General features: G+C 65.4%; 12 protein-coding genes and 1 riboswitch. Of the genes, 7 read left to right on the top strand and 5 right to left on the bottom strand.

Annotated elements, in window-relative coordinates; all coding sequences use genetic code 11:
* Positions 1 to 547: 547 nt before the first annotated feature.
* The 5 genes from ileS to rsmD all read left to right on the top strand — a co-directional run bounded on the left by ileS (position 548) and on the right by rsmD (position 7649).
* On the top strand, positions 548 to 3514 hold the full coding sequence (gene ileS / locus AC3YOG_RS00645; protein WP_489933688.1) for an isoleucine--tRNA ligase: 2967 nt from the start codon (positions 548 to 550) through the stop codon (positions 3512 to 3514).
* Between the two features lie 135 nt (positions 3515 to 3649).
* Complete coding sequence (lspA, locus tag AC3YOG_RS00640; protein ID WP_489933687.1) at positions 3650 to 4219, top strand: signal peptidase II; 570 nt, start codon at positions 3650 to 3652, stop codon at positions 4217 to 4219.
* 75 nt (positions 4220 to 4294) lie between these two features.
* Positions 4295 to 4996 carry a hypothetical protein gene (locus tag AC3YOG_RS00635; protein WP_172122546.1) on the top strand — a complete coding sequence of 234 codons (702 nt, stop codon included), beginning with the start codon at positions 4295 to 4297 and terminating at the stop codon, positions 4994 to 4996.
* Between the two features lie 96 nt (positions 4997 to 5092).
* A complete protein-coding gene (locus tag AC3YOG_RS00630) occupies positions 5093 to 7039 on the top strand; it encodes a pseudouridine synthase (protein ID WP_489933686.1) in 1947 nt (648 codons plus the stop codon).
* Between the two features lie 31 nt (positions 7040 to 7070).
* A complete protein-coding gene (gene rsmD, locus AC3YOG_RS00625) occupies positions 7071 to 7649 on the top strand; it encodes a 16S rRNA (guanine(966)-N(2))-methyltransferase RsmD (protein WP_489933685.1) in 579 nt (192 codons plus the stop codon).
* Between the two features lie 481 nt (positions 7650 to 8130).
* On the opposite strand, the gene AC3YOG_RS00620 is transcribed toward rsmD, so the two are convergent.
* The 3 genes from AC3YOG_RS00620 to AC3YOG_RS00610 all read right to left on the bottom strand — a co-directional run bounded on the left by AC3YOG_RS00620 (position 8131) and on the right by AC3YOG_RS00610 (position 10563).
* Positions 8131 to 8541, bottom strand: coding sequence for a Fur family transcriptional regulator (locus tag AC3YOG_RS00620; protein WP_489890646.1), 411 nt, complete (start codon positions 8539 to 8541; stop codon positions 8131 to 8133).
* Complete coding sequence (locus AC3YOG_RS00615) at positions 8531 to 9346, bottom strand: metal ABC transporter permease (RefSeq protein WP_489933684.1); 816 nt, start codon at positions 9344 to 9346, stop codon at positions 8531 to 8533. The genes AC3YOG_RS00620 and AC3YOG_RS00615 overlap by 11 nt, the downstream gene beginning before the upstream one ends.
* 404 nt (positions 9347 to 9750) lie before the next feature.
* The gene (locus AC3YOG_RS00610; RefSeq protein WP_489933683.1) at positions 9751 to 10563 is read right to left on the bottom strand and encodes an ATP-binding cassette domain-containing protein; all 813 of its coding nucleotides are present in this window, start codon (positions 10561 to 10563) and stop codon (positions 9751 to 9753) included.
* Between the two features lie 85 nt (positions 10564 to 10648).
* On the opposite strand from AC3YOG_RS00610, the gene znuA reads away from it, so the two are divergent.
* A complete protein-coding gene (gene znuA / locus AC3YOG_RS00605) occupies positions 10649 to 11647 on the top strand; it encodes a zinc ABC transporter substrate-binding protein ZnuA (RefSeq protein WP_489933682.1) in 999 nt (332 codons plus the stop codon).
* Here znuA and AC3YOG_RS00600 read toward each other — a convergent pair whose 3' ends face one another.
* Together AC3YOG_RS00600 and AC3YOG_RS00595 are read right to left on the bottom strand one after the other, a co-directional pair.
* Positions 11648 to 12004, bottom strand: coding sequence for a DMT family protein (locus tag AC3YOG_RS00600; protein ID WP_172122553.1), 357 nt, complete (start codon positions 12002 to 12004; stop codon positions 11648 to 11650).
* Between the two features lie 5 nt (positions 12005 to 12009).
* The gene (locus tag AC3YOG_RS00595; protein WP_172122554.1) at positions 12010 to 12264 is read right to left on the bottom strand and encodes a DUF2164 domain-containing protein; all 255 of its coding nucleotides are present in this window, start codon (positions 12262 to 12264) and stop codon (positions 12010 to 12012) included.
* A gap of 94 nt (positions 12265 to 12358) precedes the next feature.
* A riboswitch (cobalamin riboswitch) is annotated at positions 12359 to 12576 on the top strand.
* 37 nt (positions 12577 to 12613) lie between these two features.
* Here AC3YOG_RS00595 and AC3YOG_RS00590 point away from each other — a divergent pair.
* Complete coding sequence (locus AC3YOG_RS00590; RefSeq protein WP_172122555.1) at positions 12614 to 12796, top strand: CbtB domain-containing protein; 183 nt, start codon at positions 12614 to 12616, stop codon at positions 12794 to 12796.
* Positions 12797 to 12807: the final 11 nt, after the last annotated feature.

Below are 12807 nucleotides of genomic sequence, written 5' to 3'. Positions count from 1 at the left end.
TCTCGGCTCCTGCCCTCCCTCCCCCTTGAGGGGAGGGCCGGGGAGGGGGTGGTTCGGTGGGCCACTGATGGACCCCCACCCCCAACCCCTCCCCTCAAGGCGGAGGGGAGGCCTTCCACCAAGCTCTGCGTAAGCGGGAGTTCAGCAAGCGGGTCCACTGCGCTTAAATATCTCCTCGCAAGCCAAATCCCGCAGCCATCGCCTCCCTCCCCCTTGAGGGGAGGGATCGAGGGTGGGGGTGCCGGCCCTTCCATCCAGTGGAGCTTAGGTGCGACCCGGCATGAGTCTCAAACCCCAAACCTCTAGGCTCGTGCCCTCCCTCCCCCTTGAGGGGAGGGCCGGGGAGGGGGTGGTTATGTGGGCCACTGATCAACCCCTGCCTCTAACCCTCCGCTCAATGGTCAGAACCCACCGTGCCTCCGCGTCCGCCGGCATTCACGCGGAACTGACGGCCCCCCATCACCCCCGCCCACCGCAAATCAACCTTTGCCCCTCGCGCCTCACCTTGCTAAAAGGCCGCCAACCTCCCCCAAAGATTGCCGCCTCCATGACCGATACCGCTGCAAGCGCCACCGAAACCGATTATTCGTCGACGCTGTTTTTGCCGCAGACCGAGTTTCCCATGCGCGCCGGGCTCCCCGATCGCGAGCCGCTCTGGCTCAAGCGCTGGGAAGAGATGGATCTTTATGCCCGCCAGCGCGAACAAGCGGCCGATCGTCCGCTGTTTACGCTCCATGACGGCCCTCCCTATGCCAATGGCAACATCCATATCGGCCACGCGCTCAACAAGACGCTCAAGGACATGGTCAGCCGCTCCATGCAGATGCTCGGTTTCAACTCGGCCTATGTGCCGGGTTGGGACTGCCACGGCCTGCCCATCGAATGGAAGATCGAGGAGCAGTATCGCGCCAAGGGCCGCGACAAGAACGAAGTGCCGATCATCGAATTTCGCCAGGAATGCCGCGCCTTTGCCGAGCAATGGGTCGATATCCAACGCGACGAGTTCAAGCGTCTGGGCGTGCTCGGTGAATGGGACAATCCCTATCTGACCATGAGCTTTGACGCCGAAGCCCAGATCGCGCGCGAGCTGATGAAGGTTGCCGCTTCCGGCCAGCTTTATCGCGGCTCCAAGCCCGTGATGTGGTCGGTCGTGGAGCGCACCGCCTTGGCCGAGGCCGAGATCGAATATCAGGATTATGAAAGTGACACGATCTGGGTGAAATTCCCCGTGCATGGCGCTTCAGCCGAAGCCGGCGCTGATTTTGCCGCCACCGCCCGCCAGGTGCGCGACCTCGGTTCGGCCTTTGTGCTGATCTGGACGACCACCCCCTGGACCATCCCCGCTAATCGGGCGATCTCCTATTCCTCCAAGGTCGCTTACGGCCTCTACGAGATCACCGCGGCCCCCGAGGGCAATTGGGCCAAGACTGGCGAAAAATACGTCATCGCCGACAAGCTCGCCGCCGAAGTCTTTGCCAAGGCCAAGGTGGAAAGCTTCACGCGCCTTGGCGATGTCGATCCCGGCCAGATCACCGCCTGCCACCATCCGCTGCGCGGCCTTGCCGGCGGCTACGATTTCGATGTGCCCCTGCTCGATGGCGAACACGTCACCGATGATGCGGGCACCGGCTTTGTGCATACCGCACCCAGCCACGGCCTCGATGACTTTGAAATCTGGATGAACTCGGGCCGGCTCCTCGCCGAGCGCGGCATCGACACCTCCATCCCCTTTGCCGTGGACGATGCCGGTTTTTACACCGCCGAGGCTCCCGGCTTCGAAGGCGCCCGAGTCATCGATGACAACGGCAAGAAGGGCGACGCCAATAACCGCGTGATCGCCGCGCTCGCCGAGCGCGGCATGATGGTCGCCCGCGGTCGCGTCAAGCACTCCTATCCCCACTCCTGGCGTTCCAAGAAGCCGGTGATCTTCCGCAACACGCCCCAGTGGTTCGTTTACATGGACCGCGCCATCGAGGGCGTTGCCGGCGATACCTTGCGCCACCGTGCGCTCAACGCGATCGACGCCACCAAATTCTATCCGCCTGCGGGGCAGAACCGCCTGCGCTCGATGATGGAAGACCGCCCCGATTGGGTGCTGTCGCGCCAGCGCGCCTGGGGCGTGCCGATCACCGTCTTCGTGCATCGCCAGACCAACGAAATCCTCAAGGACGAAGCGGTCAACCATCGCATCGCCCAGGCCTTTGAGGCCGAAGGCGCCGATGCCTGGTACGCCGAAGGCGCCGCCCAGCGCTTCCTCGGCGACAGCTATGACGCGGCGGACTACGAGATGGTCCGCGACGTGCTCGATGTGTGGTTCGACAGTGGCTCGACCCACGCTTTTGTGCTGCGCAACAAGCAGAAATGGCCCTACCTCAAATTCCCCGCTTCCATGTATCTGGAAGGCTCGGACCAGCATCGCGGCTGGTTCCATTCCTCGCTGCTCGAGAGCTGCGCCACCAACGGCTTTGCCCCCTATGAAAGCGTGCTGACGCACGGCTTCACCATGGATGGGGAAGGGCGCAAGATGAGCAAGTCCCTGGGCAACACCGTTGCCCCGCAGGACATCATCAAGCAATACGGCGCCGATATCCTGCGCCTCTGGGTGGCGTCCTCGGATTATTCCGAGGATCTGCGCCTGGGCAAGGAGATCGTCCAGACCACGGTGGATGCGTACCGCAAGCTGCGCAACACCCTGCGCTGGCTCCTGGGCAATCTTGCCCATTACCAGCCTGCCGATGCGACCGAGCCCGCCGACATGCCCGAGCTCGAGCAGCTGATCCTGCATCGCCTTGCCCAGCTCGATGGGCAGGTGCGCGCCGCCTACAAGGAATATGACTATCGCCGTGTGGTGACGCTGCTCACCAATTTCATGAATATCGAGCTGTCGGCGTTCTATTTCGATATCCGCAAGGATGCGCTCTATTGCGACCCGATCTCCTCGGTGCGCCGCCGCTCCGCGCTCACCGTGCTCAATGGGCTTTTCGATTGCCTCACGGCCTGGCTCGCGCCCATCCTCGTTTTCACCATGGAAGAGGTTTGGCTCGAACGGCACAAGGAAGCCGATGCCTCGGTGCATCTGCGCTTGTTCCCCGAAGTGCCGACGACCTGGCTCAACGACGAACTAGCCGCCAAATGGCAGCTGATCCGCAATGTGCGCCGCGTCGTCACCGGCGCGCTCGAGATCGAACGCCGCGAAAAGCGCATCGGCTCCTCGCTCGAAGCGGCCCCCGAAGTGTTCATCAGCGACCCCGCTTTGCTCGCCGCAGTGCAGGGTGAAGACCTGGCCGATATCGCCATCACCTCGGCGATTGAACTGGTCGAGGGCGAAGGCCCCGCCGATGCCTTCCGCCTCGATGACGTGGCCGGTGTTGCGGTGGTGCCGGGTCTGGCCGAGGGCAAGCGCTGCGCCCGCTCCTGGAAGATCCTGCCCGAAGTGGGCAGTGATCCCGACTTCCCCGACGTCACCCTGCGCGACGCCCAGGCCCTGCGCGAACGCGCCGACGCCGGTCTCTAGCCTGGTGCCCGAGCTTCGATCTCAGCTCCGCGCGCCCCTTCACCTCCCCCTCTGTGGGGGAGGCCGGGTGGGGGTGAACGAGCCTCGATCCTCGGGCAACACTGCGACACCCCTCGATTGGTTGGACGCCTCCCGATGAACCTGCGCGCCCTTGCCGACCCCTCCGTTTACGTCTCGCTCGCCGCAGCCGTGCTCGTCTTCGGGCTCGATCGGGCGCACAAGACCATGCAGGTGTCGGCCAACTGCATCTCGCTCTTTGCCGCTGCCTGCATCGACCACTACGAAGCCTTCATCCCCTTTTCCATGAGCGGCTGGAGCGGGGGCGAAGTGGTGCGCGTCACCCCCTTTTTCGATTATGTCCTCGTCTGGAACACCGGCATTTCCTATGGCCTGCTCGATGGTCTGCCGGTCTGGACCCTGGGGCTGATCATGTTCGTGGCCGTGGTCGCCCTCGCCATCTGGTGGGTGCGCGCCGATAGTGCTCTGCTGCGTCTCGGGCTGGGCCTGTGCATTGGCGGCGCGCTGTCCAATGGCGTTGACCGGTTGATCTACGGCGCCGTTGCCGATTTCTTTCATTTCCACTGGGGCACGATGTCGTTCTACATCTTCAACCTGGCCGATGTGGCGATCACCGCCGGGGTCGTCTTGCTGTTGCTCGACATGCTGGGCGTTGGCCGTCCACGCCCCGCTACGCCCACTGCTTGAACATGCTCGCGCCCCAATCTGGTTTTAGGCGCGGAACTAGTTTATAAGCACTCCCGACATTCTGAAGGACGTTTCATGCGCATGGGATCCACCGGGCCACAGACTGCTGCAAAGCGAGCTTCCCTTTGGGGCAAAGCCGGTTTGGCTCTGCTGCTGACCCTGACTTTGGCGGCCTGCACCACCGTGGAAGGCACCAATGCCTTGACCGATGTCGGCACTTTCGAGCGCGAGGTGATGACTTCGACCGCCCGCGGCGTCGGCCTGCTCAACCGCGCCGACCCCAAGGAAGATTTGACCCAGGCCCGCGCCCCGCTGGTGCTGCCGCGCGATGCCGCCTCGCTTCCGGCTCCGACCCAGTCGGCCGCCGCCCAGTTGCCCGTCAACAGCGACCGCGTCCAGCTCAACACCGCCGGCATGAGCGAAGCCGAGATCAAGCGCCTGCGCAATGCCCGTGTCGTCGATACCCGCACCATCGCCGGTCGCCCCCTGACCGAGCAGGAAACCTCGGCGCTGACCGCCCGCATGCAGGGCGCCAATATGGAGGTCAGCACCACCGGCAAGCGCCCGCTTTATCTGCCGCCTGACGACTATTTTACCCGCGTGGGTGATGCCGATCTGCTGTGCCGCACCCCGAGCGGGGAAGTGGTCTCGCTGCGCGACCGCCGCTGCCCGGCCGATGTGCGCCGCGCCATCGAGGCCCAGCAGCCCCAGGTCACGAGCCCCGGCACTTTGGGCGCCGGCCCCAATGCCAGCATGAAGAGCATGACCAGCAGATAGGCTCAGCCCGCACCGTTATTTCAGCCCCGCCCATTGCGGCGGGGCTTCTTGTTTCCGCGCCGCCCCTTTGGGTCCCGCATGAAAGGCACCGAACTCATGGCCGACCAACCAGCCTCCCCCGATACCGGCGATCGCCTCGCCAAGGTCATCGCCCGCTCCGGGCTTTGCTCGCGCCGTGATGCCGAAGTGTGGATCACCGAGGGGCGCGTCGCCGTCAACGGCAAGAAGGTCATCACCCCCGCCTTCAACGTCACCGACCGCGACAGGGTCACCGTCGATGGCGCTCCGCTCGCCGCCCGCCAGGGCACCCGCGTCTGGCTTTATCACAAGCCCGCTGGCCTCGTGGTCACCGAGAAAGACCCCGAAGGGCGCCCCACCATCTTTGAAGCGCTCGAAACCCACGGCCTGCCACGCGTCGTGTCGGTCGGCCGGCTCGACATCAACACCGAAGGCCTGCTGCTCCTCACCAATGATGGCGGCCTCAAGCGCGTGCTCGAACTTCCCGCTACCGGCTGGCTGCGCCGCTATCGCGTGCGCGCCCATGGCACCGTGACCCAGGCCGCCCTTGATCGCCTCAAGGACGGCACCGAGATCGATGGCGTCAAATACGGCTCCATCGAAGCCACCCTCGAGCGCGAGCAGGGCTCCAATGTCTGGCTCGTCATGGCACTGCGCGAAGGCAAGAACCGCGAGGTCAAGAACGTACTGGGCGCGCTCGGCCTTGAGGTTAATCGCCTGATCCGCGTCTCCTATGGCCCCTTCCAGCTCGGCGACATTCCCGTCGGCGCCATTGAAACCGTGCGGGCGGCCACCCTGCGCGACCAGCTCGGCAAAAAACTCGCCGAAGCGGCCGATGTGGATTTCGACAGCGAAATGCCTGAAGCCAATGCGCTGATCGGCAAGCCCACGCGGGACCGCCTGACCGGCCGCGGCACCAACACGGTCGAGATCGCCCGCCAGCGCTTCCGCTTCACTGACCACGCCGAAAAAACCGAGGAAGAACTGCGCGCCGAACGCCCGCGCCAGGATCGTCCGGGTCGGTTTGACAACCGCAAGCCCGGCCCGCGCCGCGTCGAGGAGCGCGAGGAATACGAGGCGCCACCGCGCCGCGTGATCTTTGATGATGGCCGTGAAGAAGAATTCGTGGCCAAGCGTTCCACCCGCGCCCCCGCCTTCCGCGACAAGGACGACCAGCCCGCCCGCAGCTTTGGCAAGGCCCCCGAGCGTCCCGCCAAGCCCGCCTTCGACAAGCCCCGCGGCCCTCGCCGCGAGGATGGTGACCGCAGCGGTCCAAAATCTTTTGGCGACAAGCCCAAGCGCTCCTTCGGCGATCGTCCTGGCGGCAAATCCTTCGGTGACCGCCCCGGCGGCAAGTCCTTTGGCGATCGCGCCGGCGGCAAGTCCTTTGGTGGGCGTCCTGGTGGCAACAAGTCCTTTGGCGATCGGCCCCGTACGCCACGCCCCGAAGGTGGCGCCGAGCGCCCATCGCGCGAGTTCACCGGCACGCCCCGTGGTCCGCGCCGCGGTGACGCCGAACGCCCGCAGCGTGATTTCCAGCCGCGCACGCGCGCCGACGCCGAGGCCGCGGGCGCGCCCCGCGCTTACACCCCGCGCTCCGACGCCGATCGTGCGCCCTCGCGCCCTGGCCGCAATTTCTCCGACAAACCGCGCGGCAATCGCCCCGATGGCGATCGCCCACAGCGCGGTCCTCGCCCTGCTGGTGATCGGCCGCAACGCCCCGCTGGTGCTCGCCCCGGTGGTCCACGTCCGGGCCGCGACGAGTTCGGCTCGGAAGCCAAGACCTATGGCAAGCCCAAGGTTCGCCCCGACGGCAAGCCCCATCCCAAGCGCGACGGCGCGGCCCCGGCCCGCGGTCCTCGTCCCGGCGGCTTCGGCAAGCCCGGTGGCGCCCGCCCCGGTGCTTCCGGTGGCGCCCGCCCCGGTGGCGGCGGTCGTCCGGCCGGTGCTGGTCGGCCAGCGGGTGGCCCACGTCCCGCCGGGGGGGCAGGGCGCCCATCGGGCCCCCGCCGGCCAAAACCCTGACCGCAAGCGTGCCGAAAGGGGTTTGAGCTAGATGCGCATCGTTGCCGGCCGCTTTCGCGGCAAGGGGCTCAATTCGCCCTCCGATCTCTCGATCCGGCCCACCGCCGATCGGGTTCGCGAATCCATGTTCAACATCCTCGCGTCCCGCCTTGGGCCGGTGTTGGATGGTGTTCGCGTGCTTGATTTGTTTGCCGGCACCGGCGCGCTGGGGCTCGAAGCCCTGTCGCGCGGCGCCAGTCACGTCACCTTTGTCGATACCGGCGCTGAAGCCCGTGGCCTGATCCGCGACCATATCGAGGCTTTTGGCGCCGGGGGCATCACCAAGCTCTTGCGCCGCGACGCCACCGATCTGGGCGTGCCCGGCTCGATGAAGCCCTTCAACCTCGTCTTTCTCGATCCGCCCTATGGGCAGAACCTGGGCGAACAGGCGCTTGCGGGCCTCCGCGACAACAACTGGCTCGCCCCCGGGGCCACCATCGTCTGGGAAGAAAGCCGCGACGCCACCCTCGACATCCCCGCCGGCTTCACCCTCACCGACCGCCGCGAATACGGCGCCGCCGCCATCCACTTTTTGGTCTTTGGCGAGCCGGAAGAAGCGGGCGAAGCTTAGGCACACCATCCCGCCGCCCACCAGCCGTCACCCCGACTCGCGGCCATCACGATACCTCTTCGCTTGCCCCAACGGCCGGGCCCTATCGCCTCCCTCCCCCTTAAGGGGAGGGATCGAGGGTGGGGGCCGGCCGTGGGATACACTCGAAACGGGGGAGACCCACGGCTCGAACCCCCACCCGAGCCCTCCCCTCAAGGGGGAGGGGGCACATCGCGCATTTGGACGGTCAGGAGGACTTAGCGTGGGAGGTCCAATCTCCCCCACCCCCCAGCTGTCACCCCGGCCCTGAGCCGGGGCCCATCTTGAGATCTTCCCGCTTACGCCAACGGCGAGGTCCCATCGCCTCCCTCCCCCTTGAGGGGAGGGATCGAGGGTGGGGGTTCAGGCCGTCGGGAAAACTCTTAACGGGGGAAGACCTACCGCCCGAACCCCCACCCCAGCCCTCCCCTCAAGGGGGAGGGGGTGGCATCGAGCCTAGCCCCTACACCCCCACACAAGCCTCGCACCGCCCGCGAATTTCCATCGTCGTGCGCTCGACCTTGAAGCCCGTTTTCCCTGCCCATTCCCCCAGCCGGCTTTCGATCACGGGGTCAGCAAATTCATCGACCTTGCCGCACCCTTCGCAAATGGCAAACGCGATCAGCCCCTTGCGATGGCAGTGCTCGTCCGCACAAGCAACGAACGCATTGAGCGATTCCAGCCGGTGGGCGAGGCCCCGTTCCACCAGCTTGTCGAGCGCTCGATATACCTGCAGCGGCGCCCGCAAACCGTCCTCGCGCAGCCGGTCGAGAATGTCATAGGCGCTGAGGGGAGCCGAGGACCCGGTCAGCGCGCCCAGCACCAGCCCCTGGTTGCGCGTCAGGTCAGTGGGTGCGGCGTGGCTATGCGCCATGAATTTTCCTCCCGAACAATTTGTGGACCGGCACGGCGAGCGAAACCAGAAACACCAACAGGGCCGCCACGACGATGGAGGGCCCGGAGGCCGTATCCCAGTTGCGCGAGCCGAACAGCCCTCCCACCACGGCAATGACCCCGAGCCCTGCCGCCACCGCGGCCATGCCTTCAGGCGTTGCGCTTAGGCGCCGCGCGGTTGCCGCCGGAATGATCAGCAAGGAGGTAATCAGCAGGACGCCCACCAGTTTCATGGCAATGGCAATGACGCTGGCCATCAGGATCATGAGGATGATCCGGCTGGCTTCCGGGCGCAGCCCTTCGGCTTCCGCCAGTTCGGTGCTGACGGTCGAGGCCAGCAGCGGCCGCCAGGCCAGCGCCAGCACGACGAGGATTGCCGCCCCCCCGCCATAGATCACCATGATATCCTCGACCGAAACGGCAAGAATATCGCCAAACAAAAAGCCCATCAGGTCGATCCGCACCGTGGTCAAAAAGCCCACCAGCACCAGTCCCACGGCCAGCGTGGAATGGCTCAGAATGCCCAGCAGCGCATCGGTCGAGAGCGTCGCCTGGCGCTGCAACAGCAGCAGCGCTCCGGCGACGAGGGCAGCAACGGCAAAGACGCCCAGCGTCATGTTGAGTGACAAGATGATCGACAGCGCCACGCCGAGCAGCGCCGAATGCGCCATGGTGTCGCCGAAATAGGCCATGCGCCGCCACACGACGAAACACCCCAGCGGCCCCGCCACCAGCGCCAGCCCAATCCCGGCGATGAGGGAGCGCGAGAAAAAGTCACCCAGCATGTGTGTGTTCCTCGATAATCGATGGGCGGGAGATGAAGTCACCGGATACTTGCGCCTCTCCAACGACCCCCACCCCAACCATCCCGTCAAGGGGGAGGGAGGCCCAAGCTCGTACAGCTCGGCATGATTTTCGGTCAGAGGGAAAGAACTCCAGATCACTGCCCCCGGTGCTCTTGTCCTCCCCGCCCCCTTGAGGGGCTTGCGAGCGGCCCAAAGGGACGAATCGCTCCAGTGGAGCGATTTGAGCGACCAAGGCCATGAGAGCTGTGCTCGAATGGCGGTCGGGGGAGGGGGTCGTCGGAACCGCCCCCATCCCGCCAAACGCGCGGTCCCGTTCCCTCCCCCTTGAGGGGAGGGCTAGGGTGGGGGTTCGGGCGCCTCCAACATACTCGGGTTTCATGCCCCTATGGCCCATGCCGGTGCCCCCCATGCCCGTGCGAATGAGCATGCTCATGCACCGCCCCAGCCGCCACCACGCAGCCGTCGTCGTGGTGCTCATGGTCGTGGTGGTGCTCATAAATCGCCAGCGTTTCCGCCGCGCGCGGTCCGAACAGCTTGAGATATTCCGGGCTGCGCTTGACCGCCGCTGGCGTGCCCGTGCAGCACACATGCCCATTGAGGCAGATCACCGTGTCGGTTTCCGCCATCACCACATGCAAATCATGGCTGATCATCAGGATACCGGCGCGCGAGCTGTCGCGGATCTGGCGCACCAATTCATAGAGCGCCACTTCGCCGGCAAAATCGACGCCCTGCACCGGCTCGTCCAGCACCAGAAGGTCCGGCTTGCGGATGGTGGCGCGGGCAAACAACACGCGCTGGAATTCCCCGCCCGACAATTCCTGCACCGCCGCTCCGAGGAGCCGCCGCGCCCCGACCAGATCGAGCGCCGCCTCGATTTCGCTGCGGCTGAAGCGGCCGGTCAGCGTCATCAGCCGCTCCACCGTCAGCGGCAGCGTCCAGTCGATGGTCAGCTTTTGCGGCACATAGCCGATGCGCAGCCCCGGCAGGCGCGTCACCGTGCCCGTTGTCGGCTTGAGCACGCCCGTCGCCATCTTGGCCGTGGTGGATTTGCCCGAACCATTGGGCCCGATCAGCGTCACGATCTCGCCGCGCCGGATGGCCAGGTCGACCCCTTCCACCAGCACGCGCGCGCCCCGGAGCACCCCGGCGCCGCTCATGCTGATCAATGTTTCGCGTCCTGCCTGCCCGTCCATATCAGCTCCGTCACGTCGCTTGACAGCGTTCTAAACGTTATAGCATAACGCAGCAAGAACGTAATAACATAACAGGATTGCGCCGATGAAGCTGCTCCCCCTTGCCTTGGTTTCGAGCCTGCTGCTGGGCAGCACGGCCATGGCCGCGCCCAATGTGGTCGCCTCGATCAAGCCGGTGCACTCCCTTGTCGCTGCAGTAATGGAGGGGGTAGGGGAGCCGACCCTCATCGTTCGCGGCGCCGCTTCGCCCCACACCTATGCCCTGCGCCCGTCCGATGCCGGCGCGCTGCAGGATGCTGATCTCGTGTTCTGGACCGGCGCTGGCATGGAGCTGTTTCTCGCCGATGCACTGACCACGCTGTCGGGCGAGGCCGAGGTGGTGGAGCTGAGCCAAGCCCCTGGCATCACCCTCCTGCCGGTCCGCGAAGGCGGCACGTTCGAAGCCCACAGCCACGAGGGCGAGGGTCATGACCATGAGCACGACCACGAAGGCCATGACCACGAAGGCCATGACCACGAAGGGCATGATCACGACGAGCATGACCACGAAGAGCACGACCATGATCATGCCGGCGGCGACATGCATTTCTGGCTCGATCCGCAAAACGCCATGCACATGGTCGATGCCATCGCCGCGGCGCTCAGCCAAGCGGACCCGGAAAACGCCACCGCCTACGCCACCAATGCCGAGCGCGAAAAAGCCGACCTGGCCGCGCTCGAAGCCGAACTGACCGCGACCCTCGCACCCGTCGCCGACAAGCCCTTCCTCGTCTTTCACGACGCTTACCAGTATTTCGAGAACCGCTTCGGCCTCACCGTCGCGGGCTCCGTCACCGTCACCCCTGACGTCATGCCCGGCGCCCAGCGGATCGACGCCCTGCGCGCCCGCGTGGCCGAACTCGGGGCCACCTGCGTTTTTGCCGAACCCAATTTCGAGCCGACCATCATCGCCGCCATCACCGAGGGCAGCACGGCCAAAGCCGGTGTGCTCGACCCCGAAGGCGGGGCCCTCACCGAAGGCCCAAACCTTTACCCCGAACTGCTGCGCGGCCTCGCCAATGGGCTCCTGGACTGCCTGGGCTAACTAACCCAGCGGCCCCTTGAAGATAAAGAACGCCCCCAGCGCAATGAGCCCGAACCCGATCCCGTGGTTCCAGGTGAACTGCTCGCCCAGATAAGTGGCGCTGAACAGCACAAAGACCGAGAGGGAAATCACCTCCTGAATGGTCTTGAGTTCGGCGCCGCTATAAACCCCGTAGCCGATGCGATTGGCGGGCACCGCCAGCCAATACTCGAAAAACGCGATGCCCCAGCTGGCCAGCACCACCACCCACAGCGCCGTGCCGGGGAATTTGAGGTGCCCATACCAGGCAAAGGTCATGAAGAGGTTGGACGCGATCAAGAGCCCGATCGGGGCCAGCGTGGCAAAGTTCCAGCCCATCGCGACTACCGCGCGCCCTTGGTGGGCTGCTCGAGCGCATACAGCGCATCGCTGATCGACTCGACCTTCTTGCGCAGCAGCTCCTGGGCGTCATGCAGCCCGCGATTATAGTAATAAGCGCCCATCTTTTCGGCAAAGAAAGTCATCAGCATCTCGGCCGGCATCGGCCCGATGGTCTGGTCCAGCTCCAGCCGGAAATAATCCTGGATCTCCGCCACCATGGCTTTGGTTTCGTCGCGGCTGAACTTGATCGGCTTCATTGCGGGCAGGGCTCCAGAATCGGCGGCACGATAATGCCGCAGTCGCCCGTCCGGCAAGCGCCACGCCGCGATTGACCCCTCCGGCCCGCCATGCGAGAACACAGCCTGTGTCGGTTCCCCAAGCCCGTTGTGGCGCGGGGATCAAAAGGGAACACGGTGCGGATTACCCATCAGGGGCCAAAACCGTGGCTGCCCCCGCAACTGTAAGCGGTGCGCTCCTCTCCTTATGCCACTGGCAGCCAAGCTGCCGGGAAGGCGAGAGGCGCTCTATTCACCGCAAGCCAGGAGACCTGCCGGCACTGCAACGAGCTTGTAAGCTCTTTTTCGTTTCGCGCACGGAGGGTGCCGCATGAATACCACCACTGTTTCGACTGGCCTTCAGTCTCTTTCGCTGTCCCAGCGTCTTGTCGCGGGCTCGCTTGCGCTCCTGCTTGGGCTGACCCTCCTGGTCGGCACCGGCTTTGCCGGCGATTATCGCCTGCACAACGGCGCCCACGACACCCGCCACGCCATGGGCTTTCCCTGCCACTAGGGCGGGCACGA

The sequence above is a fragment of the Devosia sp. Z6_126 genome (assembly GCF_058133495.1).
The sequence above is the reverse complement of the archived record's forward strand: the minus strand, read 5'-3'. Positions and strand labels throughout refer to the sequence as shown.

Coding starts and splice junctions, on each gene's coding strand:
- ileS (WP_489933688.1), top strand. CDS start 548: ATGACCGATACCGCTGCAAGCGCCACCGAAACCGATTATTCGTCGACG.
- lspA (WP_489933687.1), top strand. CDS start 3,650: ATGAACCTGCGCGCCCTTGCCGACCCCTCCGTTTACGTCTCGCTCGCC.
- AC3YOG_RS00635 (WP_172122546.1), top strand. CDS start 4,295: ATGCGCATGGGATCCACCGGGCCACAGACTGCTGCAAAGCGAGCTTCC.
- AC3YOG_RS00630 (WP_489933686.1), top strand. CDS start 5,093: ATGGCCGACCAACCAGCCTCCCCCGATACCGGCGATCGCCTCGCCAAG.
- rsmD (WP_489933685.1), top strand. CDS start 7,071: ATGCGCATCGTTGCCGGCCGCTTTCGCGGCAAGGGGCTCAATTCGCCC.
- AC3YOG_RS00620 (WP_489890646.1), bottom strand. CDS start 8,541: ATGGCGCATAGCCACGCCGCACCCACTGACCTGACGCGCAACCAGGGG.
- AC3YOG_RS00615 (WP_489933684.1), bottom strand. CDS start 9,346: ATGCTGGGTGACTTTTTCTCGCGCTCCCTCATCGCCGGGATTGGGCTG.
- AC3YOG_RS00610 (WP_489933683.1), bottom strand. CDS start 10,563: ATGGACGGGCAGGCAGGACGCGAAACATTGATCAGCATGAGCGGCGCC.
- znuA (WP_489933682.1), top strand. CDS start 10,649: ATGAAGCTGCTCCCCCTTGCCTTGGTTTCGAGCCTGCTGCTGGGCAGC.
- AC3YOG_RS00600 (WP_172122553.1), bottom strand. CDS start 12,004: ATGGGCTGGAACTTTGCCACGCTGGCCCCGATCGGGCTCTTGATCGCG.
- AC3YOG_RS00595 (WP_172122554.1), bottom strand. CDS start 12,264: ATGAAGCCGATCAAGTTCAGCCGCGACGAAACCAAAGCCATGGTGGCG.
- AC3YOG_RS00590 (WP_172122555.1), top strand. CDS start 12,614: ATGAATACCACCACTGTTTCGACTGGCCTTCAGTCTCTTTCGCTGTCC.